This is a genomic window from Chitinophaga sp. 01L420 (assembly GCF_056399985.1).
Genome location: NZ_JBFTSK010000002.1, coordinates 163,145 through 185,737, shown reverse-complemented (window position 1 = coordinate 185,737; position 22,593 = coordinate 163,145). Strand labels below are relative to the sequence as shown.

Here is a 22,593-nt window from a genome sequence, read left to right as displayed (position 1 = left end):
ATAATTGGTATTTTAAAAGGTTAAGTAATAAAGAATTATCACCTGATAAGTTGCTTTTTTTCATAAATAACAGCGCCCATCTGATTGATAAATGGAAAAATGATTGTTACGTGTTAACTTTGCGCTTCTTTTCGGTTCCGGATCAGGGAGCCTATGTTATTAATTTCTAATGTTTTCCATTCATGCAAAAGCAAATTAAATCCGCTTTGATCTCCGTTTTCTACAAAGACAACCTGGAGAACATTGTTAAAAAGTTAGGTGAACAGGGTGTTACCATCTATTCCACCGGCGGTACGCAAAAATTTATTGAGGACCTGGGTGTGAAATGTGTAGCAGTTGAAGACCTGACTGCTTACCCTTCTATTTTGGGTGGACGTGTTAAAACCTTGCACCCAAAGGTGTTTGGTGGTATTCTGGCCCGCCGCGATAATCCGCAGGACCTGGAACAGCTGAAGGAATACCAGATCCCGGAAATTGACCTGGTGATCGTAGACCTGTATCCGTTTGAAGAAACCGTGAAGAGCACCAGCGTAGAACAAACTATTATTGAGAAAATTGATATAGGTGGTGTTTCCCTGATACGTGCTGCCGGCAAAAACTACAAAGATGTAGTGATTGTTGCCTCCAAAGATCAATACGCTGATCTGGAAAAAGTATTAACTGACAACAACGGTGCTACTACCATAGAAGACCGCAGAAGCTTTGCTGCTAAGGCATTTGAAGTATGTGCACACTATGATGTAGCGATTTCTCAATACTTCCTGAATAATGAGCCTGGCGCTAATTTCCAACTCTCTATTCCACAGGGGCAGGTAAACCGCTATGGCGAAAACCCGCATCAGCGTGGTGTTTTCTACGGTAACCTGGACGAAGTATTTAATAAATTGCACGGAAAGGAATTATCCTTTAATAACCTGGTGGATGTAGATGCTGCCTGCCAGCTGATCCARGAATTTGAAGCGACCACCTTTGCGGTGATCAAGCATACCAACGTTTGCGGTATAGCTTCCCGCAATACCCTGAAAGAAGCCTGGGAAGCAGCATTGGCTGGTGACAAGGAAAGTGCTTTCGGTGGCGTACTCGTTACCAACAAGATAATAGACAAAGCTACCGCCGAATCTATCAGCGAAATCTTTTTTGAAATCCTGATCGCACCAGGCTTTGATGCAGACGCACTCACCGTACTGCAGGCGAAAAAGAACCGCATCCTGCTGGAACAGAAACAACCCGTGAAGAGCAAATACATGTACAAAAATGTATTGAACGGCGTATTACTGCAGGACAGCGATAACGGCAACTACAAAGAATGGAACGAAGTAGGTGCCCGCGCAGCTACTGCCGAAGAAAAATCTGACCTGGAGTTTGCCAACATCGTTTGCAAACACCTGAAATCAAACGCGATTGCCCTGGTGAAAAACAAACAACTCATCGGTAAAGGATGCGGGCAAACTTCCCGTATCGATGCTTTGCGTCATGCCATCGAAAAAGCAGGACAGTTCAGCTTTGATCTGAAAGGGGCGGTAATGGCTTCTGACGCTTTCTTCCCGTTCAACGACTGTGTAAGCATTGCACACGAACAGGGTATTAAAGCCGTGATTCAGCCAGGTGGTTCCATGAGAGACAACGACTCCATCGAATTCTGTAAAGAACATGATATGGTAATGGTAATGACCGGAATGCGTCACTTCAGGCACTAAGGGTTATTCACCACGTACAATTAAAATGAGAAAGCACTGGAGTTTCCGGTGCTTTCTTATTTTACCCGTTAGATATTCGAAAAAAAATAATAGTATTGTCAGCTTGTAAATCAATATAATTCTAAAAGCCTAAGGCGAAGAGCCGATAGCTGTTCCAAATGTCTTTTATTCAACAAAATATCATGCAGGATGCGGAGGATGCCTTTTTGATCCGGGAGTATAAAGCTACCGGCAAACTGGACTTCCTTGCAGCTCTTTACCAGCGTTATATGAACCTGGTATATGGGGTGTGCCTGAAATATTTTGATGAAGATGCCAGTAAGGACGCCGTAATGCAGATCTTTGAAGAACTGATCGGTAAGTTAAAACAGCACGAAGTCCAGAATTTTAAAAGCTGGCTCCATGTACTGGCCCGTAATCATTGTTTAATGAAACTGCGGGCCATGAAAAACAAGGAATCAAGACAAGTTTCTATCGATGATCACCCTGTTGTGGAAAATGAAGAAATAGGGCATCATGAGAACGGAATTACGCTGGAAGATAACCTCCGGAGCATGGAAAAATGCCTGGAAACCTTGCCGGAAGAGCAAAAGCGTAGCGTTGACCTGTTTTATCTGCAGGAGAAAAGCTACCGGCAGGTAAGTGATATGACCGGCTATGACATGAACAAAGTAAAAAGCTATATACAGAACGGGAAGCGTAACCTGAAAATATGTATGGAACAACAAGATGTCTGACAAGCGACCACATATAAAACCGGAAGAACTCGCCGGGCTCATCCGCCAATATCTGGCAGGAGAGCTGGACGATAAAGCCATGCACGACCTGGAACGCCAGGCCCTGGACGATCCGTTCCTGGCCGACGCGTTGGAAGGATATGCTGAGCACGCTCCGGAACAGCAGGCGCATCAGGCAGATCTTGTTTCCAGACTGGAGGGACGGGTTTCGCCCAAAGCAGGAAAGGTTCGCACACTTTATTATCGCTGGGCCGCTGCTGCAGCCATATTATTGCTGATGTTCTCGGCCGGCTGGTTTTTGTGGGATCAGCAACGAAGCGCACCACCACTGGCTAAGATGCAGGTTCCTCCACCCGCTCCGGTGGCCGATTCTTTGCCGCAGGACGAACGGGCATCAGCGCCGGCAATGGCAAGTGCAGATCAGCTTTCTAAAAAAGTATTGCCTCCGGCACCCGCCACAACTAAAAATAACGGGTTAAAGGAGCAACGCTTTACCCTGTCATCAGCTGATGACGCTCCTGCTCCTTCAAATAATGCAGCTGCACCTGCCAGTGCGGAAGTAGCAGCTGCAAGTACCGCGCCGCCGGCAGTATATAAGGCCGCGCCGCCCGTGAGTGCTGTACCCGCCCCGGTGAATAATGCCCCTGCAGGTGCTCTTGCAGTGGAAAAAAAGGATAAACAAGAAGAATATCAACACTATTTTGTACCACATGCCAATGCTGATAAAAAGCAGGAGGCAAACCGGTCGCAGTGGGCCAGTCCAACACTCTCCGGCAATAATGATAAATCATTAAATGAAGTTGTGATCACCAGCTATGGTGCACAAAAGAAAAATGTAACACAAAGCCAGTCGGTGATGATCCGGGGCATGAATGGCGTAAGTGCAGACAGCGTGAACAGTATAGCCAACGCATTGCAGGGAAAAGCGGCAGGGGTAAATGTAACCAGTGACAACCGCAATGACGCAGAAATGGTATACCGGGAACCCGCACCAGTAACCGGAGAAACAGCGTTTGAAAATTATCTCCGCACAAAAACAGTGAACCCGGAAAATAAATATACAGGCATCGTACGTGTATCCTTTACCGTTATGCCGGATGGTTCCCTGCAGGACTTTAAGATCATCCGTCACCTGAATGATGCCTGCGATGCAGAAGCCATCAGAGTAATCAAAGAAGGTCCCGCATGGATACCTGCTTCAGACAGAAAGCCTGCTAAAGTAAAAGTAAAAGTGAAGTTTACAGTGGATAAGGATTAGTGCTTATTCCGCTCTTTCCATTGCTGATTAAAGGATTTGGCTGCAAATACGGGTAACTCGCGGTTATCGCCCCAGCTCTTCGCAAAGAATCTTTTTAACAGGAAATTTTTCATTTTGCCACTGGCCAGGTTCATCATCTTACGACTGGCACAACCTTGTTTCCATACATACCAGGCAAATTTTTCCCCGCCTGAAGTATAGTTTTCCTCTACGGCCTTCTGCCTGTTATGGAGTAATAATTCATGCAAGTTGATACGCACCGGACATACCTCCGTACAGTTGCCACAGAGAGAAGAGGCAAAACTTAAGTGCATATACGAATCCATTCCTTTCAGGTGTGGGGTAATAACAGCACCTATAGGTCCACTATAAGTAGCGGCATAACTATGGCCGCCAATATTCTTATATACCGGGCAGGCATTGAGGCAGGAGCCGCAACGGATGCAATACAAACTTTCACGGGCAGTGGTATCCTGCAGGATATTGGTGCGGCCGTTATCCATCAGGATCACATACATTTCTTCAGGACCGTCTACTTCTCCTTCCTGGCGCGGACCACTGAAGATGCTGTTGTAAGCTGTGATCTGCTGACCGGTACCATAAGTAGCCAGTAAAGGCCAGAAAAGCCCCAGGTCTGCAATAGACGGGAGTACCTTTTCTATACCTACTAATACAATATGTGTTTTGGGAAATGCAGTAGTTAACCGGGCATTACCTTCATTTTCTGTCACCGCTATAGAGCCGGTGTCAGCAAGAATGAAGTTAGCGCCGGTGATACCAATTTCGGCCTCCAGGTATTTGTGACGGAGTTTTTCGCGGGCTACGAGGGTGAGTTGTTCCGGTGTGAGACCAGGATCTGTTCCCAGTTTTTCTGCAAACAAACGGGCTACATCTTCCTTGCTCTTATGCATGGCCGGTGTAACGATGTGGTAGGGCGGTTCCCCGTCCAGTTGTTGTATATATTCTCCCAGATCAGTTTCCACACATTCAATGCCGTTACTTTCCATAAAGGCATTCAGGTGTACTTCTTCTGTGGCCATAGACTTGCTTTTCACAATGCTTTTGCATTGTTTGGCTTTGCAGATAGCGAGTATTTCCTGTTGTACCTGTTCGGCAGTTTCTGCCCAGATGACTTTACCACCACGACGGGTAAAGTTTTGCTCAAATTCTTCCAGGTGATTATCCAGGTGCTCAATAGCTCTCCACTTAATATTTTTGGCTCTTTCCCTGGCGCCGGGTAAATCAGAAAACTGTTGTTTACCGGCTTTTACGGCAGTATTATATTTACCTATGTTGAAGTTGATAGTCTGTCGGTGACCCAGGTCAGCGGCTTTTTTTTCACTTTCTTCGAGAAAAGTAGATGCTATTTGATGCATAAGCAAGCAGTGTTCCTAATTAAAGATAGTTAAATCCAAAAATGATTTACTTGTGTTCTCTTGCAATTTTATCCAGCACTTCATAAAATTCCGTGCCGTATTTTCTTATCAAAGCATCTTTGAGAAAACGATAGACCGGAACCTGTAACGTTTTACCGTTCTTACAGGCAGGCTTGCAAACATCCCAGCGGTCATAGTTTACCGCTTCAAATGTTTCGTATTTTTTAATGCGGATGGGATAAAGATGACAGGAAACAGGCTTTTTAAAATCCACCACACCATCATTGTACGCCTTTTCTATGCCACAACCCACAATGCCATGGGCATCTACTGTTGCGTAAGCACAAATGCCTTTGTTGACAATAGGTGTTACATAGCCGTATTCATCGTCTATCGTGTTGGTGCCGGTGCGTTCAATTTCCTGGATTCCTTCTTCACGCAGGTAGGATTTAATCTGCGGATAAATTCTCTTCAGGGCTTTAACTTCGGTTTTATCCAGGGGAGCACCACAGTCGCCCGCTACACAGCAGGCGCCTTTGCATGCCGACAGGTTGCATACGAACTGCTCTTCAATTACTTCGTCACTTATGTATTTATCGTCAATGATGATCATCGGAAACGGTCTTATGCCTGAAATGATATACAGACAATCTTAATAAGACCACAAAGTTACGGCATTACCGGCTTATCTCCAGCGGAGGGTTTCTACCATATGCCACATATCCTGTTCCAGGAACTTGTATACTGGAGCGAGGGAGTCGGCATTGGGTGTAACGTCGAAATAGAGGGCTCCCCGGAGGAAGTGGTGGATGGAGTCCGTAGCAAAGAATTGTTTGGAGGAAGCCGCATTACCGCCTACTTCGTAAAAGGTACCACTCACATTGTTGGGGGTGTGGATCACATTTTCATCGATGTATTCGGCTTTATAGGTATGCTTATAAGTCATTTTAAAGGCATCATCCACCAGTTTACGGTAGGCATTGTTGCCGGGGCCTATGATCTTATAGCTCATATAAATTTTCCCGTTGAGGGAAGGGAAGTCTACATTGATCCAGTAAGGATTTTCGGGAGCTGCACCAAAAAAGGAAGTATCCTTAATGATATTGGCATATGCAGGATATTCAAATGTATATGGGTAGCCGGGCATATCAAATTTGCGGTAGGCTCTTTCCGGGAATTTTACCTGGAAGTAACCCCTTGGTTTAGGTGTGGGTACATTTTCGCAGGCTGCAAATAGTAATATCAGCAGGGAAATCACGGCGAGGGCCTTTCCTTTTATATGTGGCATTTTACGGTTATTTAGCAGGCGGCTATACTTTGTCAGCGGCGTCCGGCCTGATGGTTACCTGTACTTTCTGGATGCGCATTTTATTTACTTCCAGTACAGTAAAATCATAGTTGTTGTAGTTAATAACGCTGTTTTCTTCCGGAAATTTTCCGGCCAGCTCAAGTATCAGGCCGCCGAGGGAGTCGCTTTCGCCTTTCACTGTTTCAAAGGTTTCAGGAGGTATGTTCATGATCCGGCAAACATCATTCAGCATGGTTTTGCCTTCAAATACATAGGTGAAGTTATCTACTTTGTTGTAGTTGAATTCTTCCTCGTCAAATTCGTCTTTGATATCGCCGATTACTTCTTCCATGATATCTTCCAGGGTAACGATACCGGAAGTACCGCCAAATTCGTCTACCACTACGGCAAAATGCATGCGGCGGCTCTGGAATTCGGAGAGCAGGTCTTCAATGAGTTTATGTCCGTGTACAAAGAAAGGCTGACGCATTACTTCGTGCCAGTCAAAATTGCTGCCTTTGTCGAGGTGAGGTAGCAGGTCTTTGGTATGAATAACACCTACTATGTTATCCAGGTTATCCTTATATACGGGTAAGCGGGAGTAGTGCAGATCAGCTACGCGTTTGACGATATCGCCAAACGGGCTGTCATATTCCACGCCATTTACGTCGAGCCGGCCGCGCATAATCTGTTTCACGGTGATGTTGCCAAATTTGAGGATGCCTTTCAGGATATTTTTTTCTTCCTGGGAGGCGGTAGGGTCTACGCTCATTTCGATGGCTTCATCAATTTCCTGGTAGTTTACCGGGCCACTGCCCCGGTGAAACAGGCGGGCTTCAATGCTGCCGCTGAGGCTTACAAAGAAATCGCTTACTGGTTCCATGGTGGCATGAACCAGGCTTACAAACCAGGCGAAATAGGTAGCGAAACGAATATTGTTCTGGGCGGCCCATACCCTGGGGAGTATCTGGCCGAAGAACAGTAATATCAGGCAGATAGCGGCAATACGTACCACGAGGGAAACAACCGGCAGTGTTTGCAGGTCTTCCATCTGGGTAACGAGGTAATTGGTGATCATGATGAACGCAATGGTCAACAGGATACCCGCTATTTGTAAAGACGCGAGGAGTGATTTCGGCTTTTCCAGTAGTTTGGTAATAAGTTTGCCGGAGGCATTCTGCCGGGTTTTAAGCACATTCAGATCCTTATAATTTAAGGAAAAGAAAGCTACTTCTGCCCCGGATACGATGAAGGTAAGCAGCAGTAGAACAAATATAACAAGCAGAAATACCACCACATTAGGGGTGCCAATAGGTGCGCTGGCTTGTAAAAAATAGGATACGTTGCTTGCCGAAAGGATGCCCAAGATGTTCAACTTTGATGTAAATAATCAAAAATAAGGGGAAAGTAATTCATGGAATTGCTTTCCCTGCACGCAAATATAAGTAATGTCCCTATATGGGATTACGTAGGATCAAAACTTAATATTTTTTTGCAACTAAAAAGGCAGATCGTCTGCAGGTTCATTCAATGAAGGGGGGATTTCCAGTTCCCGGAAATTTTCTCCACTGCCTGTGCTCGTACTGCTATGGTGAGGTATGGGGTGATCTTGGTTATTGAGGTCCATGCGTTTATCCAGCATAACCAGGTTGTCTCCTACAACTTCGGTGGCAAATTTTTTGTTGCCTTCTTTATCTTCCCAGCTGCGGGTGCGTAAACGGCCTTCAATATAAACAAGACTGCCTTTGTGCAGGTATTTCTGCGCCAGTTCGGCCAATCCGCGCCAAAGCACCACCGTATGCCATTCTGTTTGTGAAATGAGCTTACCGGCCCTGTCTTTGAATGTTTCAGTAGTTGCCAGCGAAAATTTGGCTACTGCAATATTCCCTTCCAGAAACTGTACATCCGGATCTCTGCCCAAATTGCCTATCAGGATTACTTTATTAACACCTCTCATAGTTGTAGGTTTTTTTAGTCTATTGTTAAAAAGTTCTTCTTTTAATAAATAAACAACCTTCTTAAAGTTAATATTTTTTTCCAATCGATAGTGAAAAATTTCTTACTGGCAGCCGATTGAGCCGGATTTTCTCTTTCACTACTATTACTGAACTGTCTTAATGGTTAATGTATATTTTTTATCTCTATGCGTGAAGGCTAAAATAATTGCAGGTGATTGCTTTCCAGAAAGGTGGTAATTGTTTTTGGAAAAGCATAGTTATTCAGGCTGTTTCTCGCCACCAGCGTGTATCCTGGCAGATCAGGGCGTTTTTTCACGGTAAGACTAATAAACTGACTATGAATGGTTTGGTGGGTGAGCTGTTGTTTAAAGGGCGCTGATACCCGGTCTATTTCAAAGGTGATGTTGCCGAAAAGTTGCCGGAATGTTTCGGAAGACTGTATTGTGGTGATATCTGAAGGAGCTGGTGTTTCAATGAGAATGAACTCATGCAGGTTTTGCCAGATATCGCTGTCGGTTCTTTTCCGGATAAAGATTTCTTCTTTGTAATTGACCAGCAGGTAGTTGAAGTATCTTTTTTTGATTTTTAATTTTTTAGTTTTTATCGGGAGAAGGGGTACTAACTGGTTATGCAGGGCCACGCACTTTTTCCGGAGGGGGCAGTCTGCGCATAGTGGTTGCTGTGGTTTGCATACTACTGCGCCGAAGTCCATAATACTCTGGTTGTATTCGGAAGAAGCGCCTTCGGGGAGGAGTTCCTGGGCCAGTGTATCGAATTGTTTTTTGCCGGCGGTGCTGTCTATGGGCGTTTCTATGCCGAAGTAGCGGGAGAGGACCCGGAAAACATTGCCGTCGAGCACGGCATAGGGGAGATTAAAAGCAAAGGAGGCGATGGCGGCAGCAGTATATGGGCCTATTCCTTTGAGAGCTTTAATCTCTTCATACTGATCCGGGAACTTTCCATGATGGAGGTTGGTAATTTGGCGGGCGGCGGCCAGCATATTTTTACAGCGGGCATAATAGCCTAATCCCTGCCACAGGCGGAATACTTCTTCCTCCGGGGCGGCGGCAAGTTTAGTGACAGTGGGGTAGTTTTGGATGAAGCGCTCATAGTACGGCCATCCTTGCTCCACGCGGGTTTGCTGGAGAATGATTTCAGATAACCAGATACGATATGGATTCTTTTCACCCTTCCAGGGCATGTTGCGGGTGTTCATCTCCCGGTTCCATTCCAGTAATTTTTCAGTAAAAAAATGTCGGGGTGATATCATTTATATATTATTTTAATAAAATTATTTAGTATATTGATATGGCAAATGCTGTACAAAACCCTATAAGGTACAACAGATACCCATTTCCGGGCCTGCAAATAAATATAAATTATCGCCAATACCAGTTATAAGAAAAAATGATAAAATTTATTTGCTTAAAATTCAGCAATTAGAATTTTTAAATTAACTTTGAGAGTAAAGTAATCCTCTCGCTTTCATATGAGAAAAGCTGATTTAATTAACAACATTGCTGAAAAAACCGGCATCCCCAAAGTCGATGTGTTAGTCACACTCGAGGCTATGTTCAAAGAGGTGAAAGAAGCACTTGCAAACGGAGAACACATTTATATCCGTGGGTTTGGAAGTTTCATCACTAAGAAAAGAGCAGCCAAGATTGGGCGTAACATCAAGAAGAACGTAGCTGTGGAGATCCCTGAGCACTTTATTCCGGCATTTAAACCTTCGAAAGAATTTGTTGCTGAGGTAAAGAAGCTTAAAAGTTCTTAATTTTGCAGCCTAATAATTTAGGCGATGCAAAAATCACAAGTTCTTCTGGTGGGTGCTGCGGTAGCACTATTGGTGATATTATTCGCCTTTGGCCGTACTGTGCCCCGGTCAGAAAAGAAACCTATGTCATCTGCCGCCCCTATGCAGGGTGGACAGGATGTAGAACCTATTGCCTTCTCTGAACTGCTTACTACAGCGAAGGGGAAAATTCCTGCTGAAAAACTTTTACAGGTAAATTCAATTGAGACAAATGTTGTCCGCGGGGATGTGAAGACCCAACAGATAGCCGCCTATCAGCAATTGTACAACACCTGGGACAGCCTTAACCAGCTGCCCGTAGCCGCATATTATCTTGGCGAAGCCGCTAAGTTGGAAAATTCCGAAAAAAGCCTCACCTTTGCAGCCAATTTATTTTTGGCCCACTTGCAGCATGCAGAAGATCCGCGTGTAGCAAAATGGGAAGCCCAGCAAGCAATCACTTTGTTTGATCAGGCAATACAATTGAACCCGGCGAACGACACACTTAAAATATCACAGGCCATGGTGTACATGAACACCGGTGAACCTATGACAGGTGTGGCTAAGCTAAGAGAAGTAGTGGCTGCACATCCTGATAATATAGACGCACAGGTTACTTTAGCTAACCTTGCTATTACATCGGGTCAGTACGATAAAGCTATCGAAAGACTGGAAGGCGTTGCGAAGAGTCACCCGGATAATGCGAAAGTATTATTTGTGCTGGCAGAATCGTACCGGAGCAAAGGAGACAAGAAGAAAGCGATTGAGCTGTTTGAAAAAGCAAAACAGCTGATGACCGATCCGGAACTGAAGAAGGAAGTAGATAGTTACATTAAAAGTATTCAATAATATTATTTTTCAATCATTTAAAAACGTATCAGCGTATGCCTTGCGGTAAGAAAAGAAAAAGACATAAAATTGCCACTCACAAGCGTAAAAAAAGACTGAGAAAGAACCGGCATAAAAGTAAAAAGAAATAATTACTCCAGTTTCCCGCCATTTATACTAATACGGTATTTTCCCGGCGCGGTGGTCGGATAAAAATTTTCATATATCCTGCATGATTCTAGCATTTACTTCTTAAATTGCTATAGTCATGCAGGTTGTTTCCATAGATCCCGCAATTGAATTCTCCGGACATTACCTGCAGTGATCGCTGAACCCTTAAGCAATCCATTCGTCACGAACGTGAAGAAATACGCTAACTTTATGGTGAGCTATTGTTTTGGTATGCAGTAAGCTGTTCTTACTTAATAGCCGTGTGCATAGCATAAAGGTGAAGTTTTAAAGGTTAAAATTTTGGACGCTTGAATAAGGAACTTATTATAAATGCGGCTCCCACAGGGGTGGAAATTGCGTTACTGGAAGATAAGAAGCTAGTGGAATTACATCACGAAAGTGGCAATCCTAACTTCTCAGTAGGCGATTTGTACCTGGGCAAGGTGAAAAAGCTGATACCCGGCTTAAATGCTGCATTTGTGGACGTTGGCTTCGAGAAAGATGCCTTCTTACATTACACGGATCTCAGCCCCTATATCCGATCTATTCTTAAATTTACTGCAACAGCTATCAGCGATAAAACGCCCGATGGATTCGATTTCACTAAGTTTAAAAATGAACCGGAAATAGTGAAGACCGGTAAAATTACTGATGTACTGGGAGGGAAACCCAACATCCTCGTACAAATTCTGAAAGAACCCATTTCTTCTAAAGGCCCACGCCTTAGCTGCGAAATTTCTTTACCCGGAAGGTTTATAGTGTTAACACCCTTTAATGATATTGTTGCGGTTTCTAAAAAAATCCACTCCTCCGAAGAAAGAAAAAGATTGCAGAAAATTGTGGAAGCCATCAAAACGCCCAACTTTGGCGTTATTGTACGCACCGCCGCAGAAGGAAAGAAAACAGCAGAATTACACGAAGATCTGACGACCCTCGTTCAAACCTGGAAAAATATCCAGGCGAATCTCAGTGGTGGCGTTGCCCCGCAAAAGATCCTGAGCGAACAAACCAAGACAGCCAGTATTCTCCGCGACTTGCTCAATGAGAGCTTTAACCGTATAGTCGTTAACGATAAAAATATATATACAGACACCAAAACGTACATTCAAAAGATTGCACCCGAAAAGTCTGATATCGTTAATTACTATAATAACGGATCGCCTATCTTTGATAACTTCGGTATTACCCGCCAGGTAAAGGCGTCTTTCGGTAAAACCGTAAACCTCGACAGTGGCGTATACCTCATCATTGAAGCTACCGAAGCACTACACGTAGTAGATGTTAACAGCGGATATAAAAGCTCCAGCAACAACCAGGAACAAAATGCCCTCGCATCCAACCTGGAAGCAGCTGCAGAAATTGCCCGACAGCTAAGGCTGCGCGATCTGGGTGGTATCATTATCATTGACTTCATTGATATGAAACTGCCGGAAAACAAAAAGGCAATATTTGAAGCCATGGAGAAATTTATGGCCCAGGACAGAGCAAAACATACCATCTTACCTATATCGAAATTTGGCCTCATGCAAATTACCCGCCAACGGGTAAAACCTGAGATCACCATTTCCGTAGCAGAAGATTGCCCTACCTGCAGAGGAACAGGTAAAATCGGCGCCTCCATGCTGATCCTCGAAGACATTGAGAAAAACCTGCAATACCTGCTGAATCACCAGCATAAAGGTCTCACCATTCGCACACATCCTATATTATACGCTTACCTTACCAAAGGATTCCTTGCATCCAAACAATGGAAATGGTATTTCCATTATAAAAAATGGATCAAATTAAAAGCCGACTCCAATTACCACCTTACTGAATATCGTTTCTTTGACGCCAATGACGAGGAAATTAAGTTATAAAAAGCAAAAGGTCCGCAGTTGCGGACCTTTTGCTTTTTATAACTTAATTTCCAGCTTTTAGCCGTTAGCTTTTAGCTGTTAGCAAAATGCAGCGGAGATTGCAGTATATAACATCAACTTCGCTGGATTTTGCTAACAGCTAAAAGCTAATGGCTAAAAGCTAGAATCGATAATCGTCTCTTGCTGGACTGAAGCTGTCTATTATTTTGCAATCCGCCAGCGCACGGCCACCATGCGGCGTGTTTGGTGGAATCACCAGCGTATCATATTGCTTCAATAGATATTTTCTTCCATCCAGATTCATTTCAAAACTGCCTTCCGCTACATACATGATCTGCTCATGCGGATGCTGATGGATAGGCGAATCCGAGCCAGCTGTTATTTCCCAGAATGCCAATGTACTTTTGCTACCATGTACAAAACGACCGTAATGGCCGGCAATCGTGTTTTTTACAGGGATCTCATCTAAAGAAGCAGGTTTATTCATATTTATAGCATTTAGATATTAAATATAGTTTATACAGCAGATTTTAACAACGGCCTGAAGCTATAAGTATATATATTTCATACATTTACCGTCATAAATACCCTTTTAATCCCAATTATAATTGTCATGTTTGTTTAAGTAAATAAATACATCCATTACGCATATGACTATACGTTTCTACTCCTTATTTGCCTTACTGTCGTTGATCATCTTTGCTGCCTGCCAGCAACAAAGCGGTTCCCGCAAAAGAACAAAGGCAAGAGATACCTCTCACTATACCAAACAGGCGTATATTGACCAGACTATCGACAGCAATTATGTGAACACGTTTCTGCAGTCACATAAAGCTTATGATGCCTATGATGAATCTATTCTCAACTTCTACCGCAAGCGCGATTTTCATTACGCATGGATCAATAAAGACGGACTGACAGAACAGGCCAGCAACTTTATTAACATGATGAAAAATGATGCCGCCTATGGTATCAAAGACAGCAGTCTGATGACACCAGATCTGCAACAACTGACCGATACCCTGCTGGTCAGCGATGTGGGCCTGAAACCAGGAGATACATCTGTTCCCCGTATTGAAATGTTGCTTACCGCGCAATTCTTTGCCTATGGCAATAAGGTATGGAATGGTATTACCGCTGATTCGGCCAAGGACCTGGAATGGTTTATTCCCCGTAAGAAAATAGACATGGAAAGCTTACTGGATTCTATGGTTGGTAAAAAGAATAACGCTTTTGAAGACGATGAACCTGTAAACAGACAATATATCCTCCTGCGCCAACAGCTGAAAAAACTGGCTCAGCTGGAATCTGGCAACAAATGGGACTCCATCCGGACCACCCAGAAAAGCTTCAAAAAAGGAGATTCCTCCAGCGTAATTGCGGAAGTGAAATACAGGCTGGAAGCCTTTGGTGACCTGCCAGGAACTGACAGCAGCAAACGCTTCACTGTAGCATTGGATACTGCTATCCGTAGCTTCCAGGCCAGAATGGGCATAAAAGAAGATGGTACTATCAATAAAAGTGTACTGGATGCCCTGAATACGCCGCTGCAGGATCGTATTCAAAAAATATTACTGAATATGGAACGTTTGCGTTGGGTACCTATAGAGCCCACTACAGACTACATCCTGGTGAATATCCCACAGTTTAAAATGCATGTATATGATAAAGGCAAATTAGCCTGGAGTTGCAATGTAGTGGTAGGTAAACCTGGTGCCAGCACCGTTATATTTACGAAAGAACTACGCCATATCGTGTTTAGTCCTTATTGGAATGTGCCTCCGGGAATATTGTCAAAAGAAGTGTTGCCTGGCTTGAAACGTAGTGGTGGCGGTTATCTGTCAAGACTGAATATGGAAATTGTAGGGGCCAGCGGAAAAACTATTTCTCCGGGGTCTATCAATTTCAGCAAGTATTCCGGGGGTAATTTCCCTTACGTAGTAAGACAGAAACCTGGTGGTAAAAACTCATTGGGCAAAGTGAAATTCCTTTTCCCCAACGAATACAATATTTATTTACATGATACCCCGGCCCGTTACCTGTTTGGAGAAAACAAGCGTTCTTTCAGTCATGGCTGTATCAGGATTGCAGAACCCAAGCACCTGGCGCAATGGCTACTGCGCGATGATTCCACCTGGACAGAAAAGAAAATTGATGATGCGATGAATGCCGGTAAAGAGAAATATGTGACCGTAAAAGATAAAGTGCCCGTATTTATTGTGTATTTCACTGCCTTTGTGGATAGTGACGGCAGACTGAATTTCCGGGATGACGTGTATGGGCACGATGCGAAACTGGCTACTTCCTTATTTGGAACAAAGTAATCGAACAAACTATAAAAAAAGCAGCAGCAGGAAGATTTCCTTTCCGCTGCTGCTTTTTTTATAGTAATAATCTTTAGAGGCTTACTGCAATAACAGAAATCTCAACATCCACTCCTTTAGGTAATCCTGCTACCTGCACAGTTTCCCTGGCTGGAAAGTCGCTGGTAAAATAACTGCCATATACTTCATTCACTTGTGGGAATGTTTTCATATCTGTAAGAAAGATCGTTGCTTTTACCACGTGTTGAAAACCCAAACCAGCTTCGGTAAGAATGGCCTGCAGATTTTTCATTACCTGGTGTGTTTCGTCCACGATGCCTGATTTAATCAGTTCGCCGGAAGCCGGGTCCAGGGCTATCTGACCAGATACATATAGTGTGTTACCAGCTTTCACAGACTGGTTATAAGGCCCGATAGGAGCGGGCGCATTAGTGGTGTTAATGATTTGCTTTTCCATGTAAACGAAAGTAAATAATAATTAAGAACGCACAAATGTCTGTCAGGGCAGATGTGCTATAATTAATGATTCTTTATTAGGTTTGCCGAAATTTAACGCATGAATATCCTGGTAATAGCAGATGCGCAACGGTACGAAGAATTGCAGCAGAAGGGAATGGCCACGCATCATGACATACAATGGAAAACAAGCCTGGAAGAGGTATTGTCACTAAAAGTATTTGACCTGGTGCTGGATCTTATCTTCGACGACCGGCCGGAGCATGCCCTCATGTATGCAAAGAATCCGGGGATTCCGGTGTTGGCAGGTATGGTAAAAACATCCTTATCCGACATCATGAACCAGTTTGCCTTTGAGCAGGGATTCAATATCATGGGGTGTAATTTTTTGCCGGGGTTTGTGAATATGCCGGTGATGGAGGTAACGGTGATGGATGAAGGACAAAAAGAAACGTTGGATAGTATCATGTATAAGCTAGGCTGGGAATATGCGCTGGTGGCGGATGTTGTTGGTATGGTTACTCCCCGGGTGGTGTGTATGATTATTAATGAAGCTTATCTCACGGCACAGGAAGGAACGGCCTCCCGGGAGGATATAGACACTTCAATGCGTTTGGGTACCAACTATCCTTATGGTCCTTTTGAATGGAGTGAGCGGATCGGAATACTGCATGTGTACGAAGTATTGAAGGCCATACACGATGTTACCGGTGATGACCGTTATGAAGTAGCAGCCTCTTTGCAAACAGCATACGAAGCGATTTAATTTTTTACATGGCACTTATACTGAATATAGATACCGCAACAACTACCGGCTCTGTGAGCCTTTCCCGCGATGGGCAAGCCATACAAACGCTGGTGAATGAAAAGCAGCAGGATCATGCTGCAACTATGATTTTATTTGTGCAGCAGATACTGAAGGAACAAGGCATTTTACCTGAAGCACTGGATGCTATTGCGGTGAGTGCCGGTCCTGGTTCCTATACCGGATTAAGGGTAGGAGTGGCTACTGCAAAGGGTTTGTGCTATGCCTGGCATAAGCCGCTGCTGGCTATTTCCACGTTACAGATGATGGCGCAGGGATTAGTCGCTGCTGTAAAAGATGAACAGGCCTGGTATTGTCCGATGCTGGATGCCCGCAGGCAGGAAGTGTTTATGGGGCTGTATGATGCCGGTTTGCAGGAGATCATGCCGCCACAGGCCATGATCCTGGAGCCTTCTTCCCTGGATGGTCCGCTGGCAGAAAAGAAAATTTACTTTTTCGGAGATGGCAGCCCTAAATGGGAGCTGATGTTATCTTCGCATAAAAATGCTATTTTTGCAGAATATGTGATAAGTGCGGCGCATATGGCACCGCTTTCCGCACAGGCTTTCGATAAAAAAATGTTCGTTGATCTGGCTTATTTCAGTCCATTCTACCTCAAGCCATTTTATTCTCCTCAAAAACCCTGAACACATAACGTTGTTTTGTCATGGAATAGTCAAATTACATCTAATTTGCAAGTATCCGGGGGTTATATATGATAAAATAAGGTATGGAAATTTTTTTTATTGTGATAGATATTATATTTTTGTATAAATCGATTACCGCAATTGTTGTCTAACTGTTTGCGAGTACTGTCCGTTGATCCCTTTCATTTCATCATTTTTTTAAAACTATTATGCGATGGAAAAAACATTATTAACTACCTCTTCTAATACTCTTATTATTTCTAGAGGTACCAATGAAAAAGACCAGATCAAATTGGATTACATTGCCGTCAAGAAGGCTGCTATGGTTTTACGTGCTATCAACCATAAGCTGCGCCAGCAGATGATTAAGCTGCTGGAAGACCACAAAAAAATGACCGTGACCGAGATTTATGTGAAGTTGCGTCTGGAACAATCGGTAGCATCGCAACATCTCGCCATATTAAGGCGTGCAGGCATTGTAATTACAGAAAGAGATGGTAAGTTTATTCACTACACCATCAACAAGCAACGTATTGCTGAAGTGGCGAAGTTTGTGGAAGAACTTGTTGGGTAAAAGTATTGCTCCGTATTACATACGGAAGAAAATTATATAAAAAAGTAGCCATAACGGCTACTTTTTTATTTTGGTATAGATTTTATCCATATCTACACCTACTGAGAAGTTGTAAATTTGTAAAAATCAAAAACCATGTTCGTAAAACAATTGTACACCAACTGTTTGTCGGAAGCGGCATACTTCATTGAATCTGAAGGAGTAGCCGTGGTGATAGACCCGTTACGTGATATCGAAGTTTATCTAGATCTGGCAAAAGAACGCAACGCAACCATTCAATACATTTTTGAAACGCATTTTCATGCGGACTTTGTTTCCGGCCATCTGGAACTGGCTGCAGCTACCGGCGCAAAAATCGTTTTTGGTCCGGATGCAGTGACCAACTTTGAAACTTATGTAGCCAAAGACAACGAAGTATTCAAGATTGGCGCCGTTACCATGAAAGTATTACATACGCCTGGTCATACACTGGAATCTTCCTGCTACCTGCTGCTTGATGAAAAAGAACAGCCTTATGCTGTATTTACCGGAGATACTTTATTCGTTGGAGACGTAGGTCGTCCAGATCTTTTCAGCGGTGACCTCACCAAAGAAGAACTGGCAGCATACCTGTTTGATTCTCTCAACAACAGGATCAAAACATTACCTGATCAGGTGATTGTTTACCCGGCACATGGCCCTGGCTCTGCCTGCGGCAAAAACCTGGGTCCTAATACTTACAGCACCATTGGTGATGAAAAAGCCACCAACTACGCGTTGCTGGCCACAGATAAGGAAAAGTTTATTGAAGAAGTAACCAGCGGTTTAGCCACGCCTCCATCTTACTTTCCTATCAATGCTAAAATAAATAAAGAAGGATATGATGCGCTGAAAGCTGTCATGGAAAAGGCAATGCAGCCACTTTCTCCTGCTGAATTTAAAGCAAAAGGGCAGGAAGGTGCATTGATCCTGGATACCCGTCCGGCCACTGAATTCGGTGACGGATTTGTTCCCGGCGCTATCAGCATAGGTTTGGAAGGACGTTTCGCAGAATGGGCGGGAAGCTTGTTGCCTTTTGATCAGGACATCATCCTGGTTACGCCAATTGGCAAAGAAGAAGAAACTGTTGTGAGAATGGCCCGTGTAGGATTTGATAACGTTACCGGCTATCTGAATGGAGGCTACCCTGCATGGGAAGCATCCGGCGAAGCCAAAGACATGATCATCACTGTAGAAGCAGATGAACTGGCCATGGACTTGCCACACGATCCAAACCTGGTGATCCTCGATGTACGTAAACCAATTGAATTTGCAGATGGCCACATCAAAAATGCCATCAACATTTCACTGGGTGATATGATGGATCCCGGAAAAATGGCAGATATGGAAGATAACTTTAACCTGTACGTTCATTGTCAGGGTGGTTATCGCAGCATCATTGCCTGCTCTATCATGAAAAGAGAAGGTATCCACAACCTGCGCAACGTAGACGGTGGCTTCGCTAAAATGAAAGACCAGAAAGGATTACAGGTGGTACAGGAAAAAACAGTACTGAACTAATAGATAAGAATTACGAATTTCAAATTACGAGTTACGGATTTGTGTGGAGATAATAGCGGATAACATCTGCGTTTATCATCTCCCTGCAAATCCGTAATTCGTTATCCTTCTTTTGGCTATTCGCTTTGTAATCGTTAACTTCTTCTCACAAAATTGTTTGGGCATGACTACCAAAACCCTGGCAATAGCCTCCATACTCTCCATAGGTGCGTTTATATTCGCCTGTAAACCCTCTGATGCAACATTGAAAGCAGAAGTAAATGAAAAATTAAGCCTCGTTCCCGGCATCTCTGCTGATGTGAAAGATGGTGTAGTTATTCTCACTGGAGAAGTAAGCGATGAAGTAGCCAAATCGGCCGCAGAAGAAGCGTTGAAAGGAGTGAGAGGCGTGAAGTCTGTGCAGGATAATATTACCATAAAAGCCCCGCTGCCCCCGGAAACACCGCCAGTAGCTATTAACCCGGATGAAATACTTAAAAAAGCGCTGGACTCAGTTTATGCTGCTAATGGCTTTACAGATATTACAGTGACCATCGCTAATGGAGAAGTGACCCTTGATGGCACAGTCAAAAAGAAACAACTGCGTAAAGTCGTGCAGATAGCGCAGCAATCTGCCGCAAAAAAAGTAACGAATAATGTGAAGGTGAAAGTGAAATAAACTGATGCCGTACTACCCTGACTTTGTATGCAGCGATGCATAGACCTTGTGGTTGACATCTCCCTATTAACCCTTCCCGTTTTTCTGTCCCTGATATTGATGTTTCCAGCGACGATGGCTCCACACCCATACTTCAGGCTGTTCGTGGATGTTATTCTCCAGATAGCGTACAAACGTTTCTGTGATTTTTCCATCAGGTTCCTGCTGAGGATTTTCGAATGCGAGCTTTAAAGTAGCGTTATAGTAGCCTCTTTTTATTTTGCGGATATCCACAAATACTACGGGGATATTGCTGCGCTTAGCCCCCATTTCAGGGCCTTTGTAGAAAGGCGTCATTTTGTTGAGGAACGGATACCAATAGCAGCTGCGGGGATTACCCGGATTCTGATCTGCTACCAATGCGATCAGGTATTGCTTATTGGTCCATGCCTTCATGCTGTTACCCATGTCATTGGCGGGGATCAGGATAGTGCCGAACTTTTCCCGGAAGTGGCGGAACATGCGATCCGCGGGCTTGCTGGTAAGTGGCATATATACCACGAGGAAGGGGAAAGCTACGTCCTGCATACAAAACAGGTTAGCCCATTCCCAGTTAAAATTATGCCCCAGGTGCAGCTGACAGCTTTTGCCCTGTGCATATAATTCGTGCAGTACGGAGAGATCACATTGGAAGCGCTTTTGCAATTGCGCTTTGCTCATAGTGAGTAGCTTGATGGTTTCCACCATCATGTCTGTAAGGTTGTGGTAGTATTTTTTAGCAATAATGGTAATTTCTTCCTTCGACTTATCCGGAAAGGCTTGTGTCAGATTCTCCATCACCACTTTCCTGCGATATCCGATAATATAATATACCAGCACGTATAGCACATCACTGATAAAGTAGAGTACCGGAAATGGCAATATGGAAAGACTATAGCAAAAAGCAAGCAGCAGATAATACATATTCCTGTTTGTTGTAAATCCAACGCAAAGGTAATGAAAGACAGCCGTTTAGCTTACAATACAATGTTTTGTATCAGCTCAGACTTAAACGGATAATCAGTATTGAAATGAAGTCCCCTGCTTTCTTTGCGGAAGGACGCGCCTTTTACAATCAGGTAACCTGCTGTGATAAGATTGCGTAGTTCACATAATTGTGGTGACACCATGGTTTTTTCGTAGAGATCTTCTGTTTCTTCGTGTAAGATATCCAGTCTGCGAAGGGCGCGTTGTAAACGCACATCTGTTCTTACAATCCCTACATAATCACTCATGATCTGTTTGAGTTCTTTCAGACTTTGTGTGATGAGGATCATTTCCTTTGGCGCCGTAGTGCCGGTGGCCACCCAGTCGGGCACATTTTCTTTAAATTCCAGCTGGTCTATTTTGCTGGTAGTATCTATAAAGCATCGGTGTGCAAATACCATGGCTTCCAGGAGAGAGTTGGAAGCAAGGCGGTTGGCGCCGTGCAGGCCGGTGCTGGAGCATTCGCCGCAGGCGTATAAATTGCGGATGGAGGTCAGTCCCCACTCATTGATTTTGATACCACCACAGCTGTAATGAGCTGCAGGCGTTACCGGAATCATTTGGGTAGCTACATCAATACCAGCAGCCTTGCAGGTTTCGTAGATGTTGGGGAAATGATGAATAAATTTCTCCAGATCCATATGCCGGCAGTCGAGGTATACATGTTCGGTACCGGTGATCTTCATTTCGCTATCAATGGCGCGGGCCACAATATCGCGTGGCGCCAGCGACAGGCGCGGATCGTATTTATGCATGAAGTCTTCCCCATGAATATTGCGAAGAATACCGCCATCGCCCCGCACGGCTTCTGAAATCAAGAACGAAGGGTTTACGCCCGGCTGGTACAAAGCCGTAGGGTGAAACTGGATGAACTCCATGTTTTCGATACGACCTTTGGCGCGGTATACCATTGCCACGCCATCGCCGGTGGCGATATTGGGATTGGTAGTACTGCGATATACCTGTCCGTTGCCGCCGGTGGCCAGCAACGTTACTTTGGCAAGAATCTTTTCTATTTTGTTGGAGGTAAGGTTCAGCACATATACACCGTAGCATTCAATGTCTGGTGTGGATTTGGTGACCAGGTAACCCATATGATGCTGGGTGATGAGGTCTACTACAAAGCAATGTGTGATCAGTTCTATATTGGGGCGGCGATGAATAGCATCCAGCAGCGCGCGTTCTATTTCTTTACCGGTAATGTCTTTATGATGAATAACCCTGAATACAGAGTGTCCACCTTCACGGCCCAGCGAGAAGTCGCCATCGGGGTTTTTATCGAAGTTAGCCCCCCACTCAATGATTTCGTTGACCCTTTCCGGACCTTCCGTTACCACGATTTTTACTATCTCCTCATTACAGAGTCCGTCACCGGCGATGAGGGTATCCTCAATGTGTTTCTCGAAACTATCATTTTCCAGGTCATTGACCACTGCCACACCGCCCTGGGCGTATTTGGTATTGGTTTCATCTTCGCGGCTCTTGGTGATAATCCTGATCTTTTTATCCGGACATTGTTGTGATACCTTGAGCGCATAAGTGAGCCCCGCAATTCCTGAACCGATGACAAGAAAGTCTGTTTGTTGCATAGTTAGACAAAAGTAAGAATTACGAATTA

22 protein-coding genes are annotated in these 22,593 nt (G+C 44.2%); 12 read left to right on the top strand and 10 right to left on the bottom strand.

The genetic code is table 11. From position 1 onward, the window contains the following. The first annotated feature begins 182 nt into the window (after positions 1 to 182). The 3 genes from purH to AC1DP6_RS02465 all read left to right on the top strand — a co-directional run bounded on the left by purH (position 183) and on the right by AC1DP6_RS02465 (position 3,692). Positions 183 to 1,697: a bifunctional phosphoribosylaminoimidazolecarboxamide formyltransferase/IMP cyclohydrolase gene (purH, locus tag AC1DP6_RS02475; protein WP_477053423.1), complete on the top strand. Its 1,515-nt coding sequence runs from the start codon at positions 183 to 185 to the stop codon at positions 1,695 to 1,697. 158 nt (positions 1,698 to 1,855) lie between these two features. Then, on the top strand, positions 1,856 to 2,434 hold the full coding sequence (locus AC1DP6_RS02470) for an RNA polymerase sigma factor (protein ID WP_477023674.1): 579 nt from the start codon (positions 1,856 to 1,858) through the stop codon (positions 2,432 to 2,434). Next, on the top strand, positions 2,427 to 3,692 hold the full coding sequence (locus tag AC1DP6_RS02465) for an energy transducer TonB (protein WP_477053422.1): 1,266 nt from the start codon (positions 2,427 to 2,429) through the stop codon (positions 3,690 to 3,692). The genes AC1DP6_RS02470 and AC1DP6_RS02465 overlap by 8 nt, the downstream gene beginning before the upstream one ends. Here the strand turns inward: AC1DP6_RS02465 and AC1DP6_RS02460 are convergent. From AC1DP6_RS02460 to mutY, 6 genes are all read right to left on the bottom strand, one after another. Next, a complete protein-coding gene (locus AC1DP6_RS02460) occupies positions 3,689 to 5,068 on the bottom strand; it encodes a LutB/LldF family L-lactate oxidation iron-sulfur protein (RefSeq protein ID WP_477053421.1) in 1,380 nt (459 codons plus the stop codon). The two genes, AC1DP6_RS02465 and AC1DP6_RS02460, sit on opposite strands and share 4 nt — an antisense overlap. A gap of 46 nt (positions 5,069 to 5,114) precedes the next feature. After that, positions 5,115 to 5,681: a DUF3109 family protein gene (locus AC1DP6_RS02455; RefSeq protein WP_477053420.1), complete on the bottom strand. Its 567-nt coding sequence runs from the start codon at positions 5,679 to 5,681 to the stop codon at positions 5,115 to 5,117. Positions 5,682 to 5,753: 72 nt separating this feature from the next. Continuing rightward, a complete protein-coding gene (gene gldD / locus AC1DP6_RS02450) occupies positions 5,754 to 6,356 on the bottom strand; it encodes a gliding motility lipoprotein GldD (RefSeq protein WP_477053419.1) in 603 nt (200 codons plus the stop codon). A gap of 22 nt (positions 6,357 to 6,378) precedes the next feature. Next, on the bottom strand, positions 6,379 to 7,722 hold the full coding sequence (gldE, locus tag AC1DP6_RS02445; RefSeq protein WP_441577684.1) for a gliding motility-associated protein GldE: 1,344 nt from the start codon (positions 7,720 to 7,722) through the stop codon (positions 6,379 to 6,381). A 132-nt stretch (positions 7,723 to 7,854) separates the two neighbouring features. Further along, positions 7,855 to 8,313 (bottom strand): single-stranded DNA-binding protein, encoded by a 459-nt coding sequence (locus AC1DP6_RS02440; protein ID WP_441577685.1) that lies wholly within the window; start codon positions 8,311 to 8,313, stop codon positions 7,855 to 7,857. 197 nt (positions 8,314 to 8,510) lie between these two features. Continuing rightward, the gene (mutY, locus tag AC1DP6_RS02435; protein WP_477053418.1) at positions 8,511 to 9,584 is read right to left on the bottom strand and encodes an A/G-specific adenine glycosylase; all 1,074 of its coding nucleotides are present in this window, start codon (positions 9,582 to 9,584) and stop codon (positions 8,511 to 8,513) included. Positions 9,585 to 9,803: 219 nt separating this feature from the next. Here mutY and AC1DP6_RS02430 point away from each other — a divergent pair, with 219 nt between their 5' ends. The 3 genes from AC1DP6_RS02430 (at position 9,804) to AC1DP6_RS02420 (ending at position 12,967) form a co-directional block, all read left to right on the top strand. Further along, entirely contained in the window at positions 9,804 to 10,091 is a 288-nt protein-coding gene (locus AC1DP6_RS02430) for an HU family DNA-binding protein (RefSeq protein WP_073084475.1), read from the top strand. A 24-nt stretch (positions 10,092 to 10,115) separates the two neighbouring features. Beyond that, on the top strand, positions 10,116 to 10,958 hold the full coding sequence (locus AC1DP6_RS02425; protein WP_477053417.1) for a tetratricopeptide repeat protein: 843 nt from the start codon (positions 10,116 to 10,118) through the stop codon (positions 10,956 to 10,958). A 458-nt stretch (positions 10,959 to 11,416) separates the two neighbouring features. After that, positions 11,417 to 12,967, top strand: coding sequence for an Rne/Rng family ribonuclease (locus AC1DP6_RS02420; protein WP_133807633.1), 1,551 nt, complete (start codon positions 11,417 to 11,419; stop codon positions 12,965 to 12,967). A gap of 160 nt (positions 12,968 to 13,127) precedes the next feature. Here AC1DP6_RS02420 and AC1DP6_RS02415 read toward each other — a convergent pair whose 3' ends face one another. After that, a complete protein-coding gene (locus AC1DP6_RS02415) occupies positions 13,128 to 13,454 on the bottom strand; it encodes a cupin domain-containing protein (protein ID WP_477053416.1) in 327 nt (108 codons plus the stop codon). Between the two features lie 163 nt (positions 13,455 to 13,617). Here AC1DP6_RS02415 and AC1DP6_RS02410 point away from each other — a divergent pair, with 163 nt between their 5' ends. Then, positions 13,618 to 15,291, top strand: a complete 1,674-nt coding sequence (locus AC1DP6_RS02410; RefSeq protein WP_477053415.1) for a L,D-transpeptidase family protein — start codon at positions 13,618 to 13,620, stop codon at positions 15,289 to 15,291. A 73-nt stretch (positions 15,292 to 15,364) separates the two neighbouring features. Here AC1DP6_RS02410 and AC1DP6_RS02405 read toward each other — a convergent pair whose 3' ends face one another. Then, entirely contained in the window at positions 15,365 to 15,748 is a 384-nt protein-coding gene (locus tag AC1DP6_RS02405) for a RidA family protein (protein ID WP_477053414.1), read from the bottom strand. Between the two features lie 99 nt (positions 15,749 to 15,847). Here AC1DP6_RS02405 and AC1DP6_RS02400 point away from each other — a divergent pair, with 99 nt between their 5' ends. The 5 genes from AC1DP6_RS02400 (at position 15,848) to AC1DP6_RS02380 (ending at position 19,970) form a co-directional block, all read left to right on the top strand. Further along, on the top strand, positions 15,848 to 16,513 hold the full coding sequence (locus AC1DP6_RS02400) for a 3-hydroxyacyl-CoA dehydrogenase family protein (protein ID WP_477053413.1): 666 nt from the start codon (positions 15,848 to 15,850) through the stop codon (positions 16,511 to 16,513). 8 nt (positions 16,514 to 16,521) lie between these two features. After that, the gene (gene tsaB, locus AC1DP6_RS02395) at positions 16,522 to 17,199 is read left to right on the top strand and encodes a tRNA (adenosine(37)-N6)-threonylcarbamoyltransferase complex dimerization subunit type 1 TsaB (RefSeq protein WP_477053412.1); all 678 of its coding nucleotides are present in this window, start codon (positions 16,522 to 16,524) and stop codon (positions 17,197 to 17,199) included. Between the two features lie 214 nt (positions 17,200 to 17,413). Beyond that, on the top strand, positions 17,414 to 17,773 hold the full coding sequence (locus AC1DP6_RS02390) for an ArsR/SmtB family transcription factor (RefSeq protein WP_012788619.1): 360 nt from the start codon (positions 17,414 to 17,416) through the stop codon (positions 17,771 to 17,773). Positions 17,774 to 17,908: 135 nt separating this feature from the next. Beyond that, positions 17,909 to 19,312 carry an MBL fold metallo-hydrolase gene (locus tag AC1DP6_RS02385; RefSeq protein ID WP_477053411.1) on the top strand — a complete coding sequence of 468 codons (1,404 nt, stop codon included), beginning with the start codon at positions 17,909 to 17,911 and terminating at the stop codon, positions 19,310 to 19,312. A gap of 163 nt (positions 19,313 to 19,475) precedes the next feature. Continuing rightward, positions 19,476 to 19,970, top strand: a complete 495-nt coding sequence (locus AC1DP6_RS02380; protein WP_477053410.1) for a BON domain-containing protein — start codon at positions 19,476 to 19,478, stop codon at positions 19,968 to 19,970. A gap of 66 nt (positions 19,971 to 20,036) precedes the next feature. Here AC1DP6_RS02380 and AC1DP6_RS02375 read toward each other — a convergent pair whose 3' ends face one another. Together AC1DP6_RS02375 and nadB are read right to left on the bottom strand one after the other, a co-directional pair. Continuing rightward, positions 20,037 to 20,912, bottom strand: coding sequence for a lysophospholipid acyltransferase family protein (locus tag AC1DP6_RS02375; RefSeq protein WP_477053409.1), 876 nt, complete (start codon positions 20,910 to 20,912; stop codon positions 20,037 to 20,039). 53 nt (positions 20,913 to 20,965) lie between these two features. Next, entirely contained in the window at positions 20,966 to 22,564 is a 1,599-nt protein-coding gene (gene nadB / locus AC1DP6_RS02370; protein WP_477053408.1) for an L-aspartate oxidase, read from the bottom strand. Positions 22,565 to 22,593: the final 29 nt, after the last annotated feature.

What these genes read in the sequence shown, in the direction of transcription:
- AC1DP6_RS02470 (WP_477023674.1), top strand. Translation starts at nt 1,856, where the DNA reads ATGTCTTTTATTCAACAAAATATCATGCAGGATGCGGAGGATGCCTTT.
- AC1DP6_RS02465 (WP_477053422.1), top strand. Translation starts at nt 2,427, where the DNA reads ATGTCTGACAAGCGACCACATATAAAACCGGAAGAACTCGCCGGGCTC.
- AC1DP6_RS02460 (WP_477053421.1), bottom strand. Translation starts at nt 5,068, where the DNA reads ATGCATCAAATAGCATCTACTTTTCTCGAAGAAAGTGAAAAAAAAGCC.
- AC1DP6_RS02455 (WP_477053420.1), bottom strand. Translation starts at nt 5,681, where the DNA reads ATGATCATCATTGACGATAAATACATAAGTGACGAAGTAATTGAAGAG.
- gldD (WP_477053419.1), bottom strand. Translation starts at nt 6,356, where the DNA reads ATGCCACATATAAAAGGAAAGGCCCTCGCCGTGATTTCCCTGCTGATA.
- AC1DP6_RS02440 (WP_441577685.1), bottom strand. Translation starts at nt 8,313, where the DNA reads ATGAGAGGTGTTAATAAAGTAATCCTGATAGGCAATTTGGGCAGAGAT.
- mutY (WP_477053418.1), bottom strand. Translation starts at nt 9,584, where the DNA reads ATGATATCACCCCGACATTTTTTTACTGAAAAATTACTGGAATGGAAC.
- AC1DP6_RS02430 (WP_073084475.1), top strand. Translation starts at nt 9,804, where the DNA reads ATGAGAAAAGCTGATTTAATTAACAACATTGCTGAAAAAACCGGCATC.
- AC1DP6_RS02425 (WP_477053417.1), top strand. Translation starts at nt 10,116, where the DNA reads ATGCAAAAATCACAAGTTCTTCTGGTGGGTGCTGCGGTAGCACTATTG.
- AC1DP6_RS02415 (WP_477053416.1), bottom strand. Translation starts at nt 13,454, where the DNA reads ATGAATAAACCTGCTTCTTTAGATGAGATCCCTGTAAAAAACACGATT.
- AC1DP6_RS02410 (WP_477053415.1), top strand. Translation starts at nt 13,618, where the DNA reads ATGACTATACGTTTCTACTCCTTATTTGCCTTACTGTCGTTGATCATC.
- AC1DP6_RS02405 (WP_477053414.1), bottom strand. Translation starts at nt 15,748, where the DNA reads ATGGAAAAGCAAATCATTAACACCACTAATGCGCCCGCTCCTATCGGG.
- AC1DP6_RS02400 (WP_477053413.1), top strand. Translation starts at nt 15,848, where the DNA reads ATGAATATCCTGGTAATAGCAGATGCGCAACGGTACGAAGAATTGCAG.
- tsaB (WP_477053412.1), top strand. Translation starts at nt 16,522, where the DNA reads ATGGCACTTATACTGAATATAGATACCGCAACAACTACCGGCTCTGTG.
- AC1DP6_RS02390 (WP_012788619.1), top strand. Translation starts at nt 17,414, where the DNA reads ATGGAAAAAACATTATTAACTACCTCTTCTAATACTCTTATTATTTCT.
- AC1DP6_RS02385 (WP_477053411.1), top strand. Translation starts at nt 17,909, where the DNA reads ATGTTCGTAAAACAATTGTACACCAACTGTTTGTCGGAAGCGGCATAC.
- AC1DP6_RS02380 (WP_477053410.1), top strand. Translation starts at nt 19,476, where the DNA reads ATGACTACCAAAACCCTGGCAATAGCCTCCATACTCTCCATAGGTGCG.
- AC1DP6_RS02375 (WP_477053409.1), bottom strand. Translation starts at nt 20,912, where the DNA reads ATGTATTATCTGCTGCTTGCTTTTTGCTATAGTCTTTCCATATTGCCA.
- nadB (WP_477053408.1), bottom strand. Translation starts at nt 22,564, where the DNA reads ATGCAACAAACAGACTTTCTTGTCATCGGTTCAGGAATTGCGGGGCTC.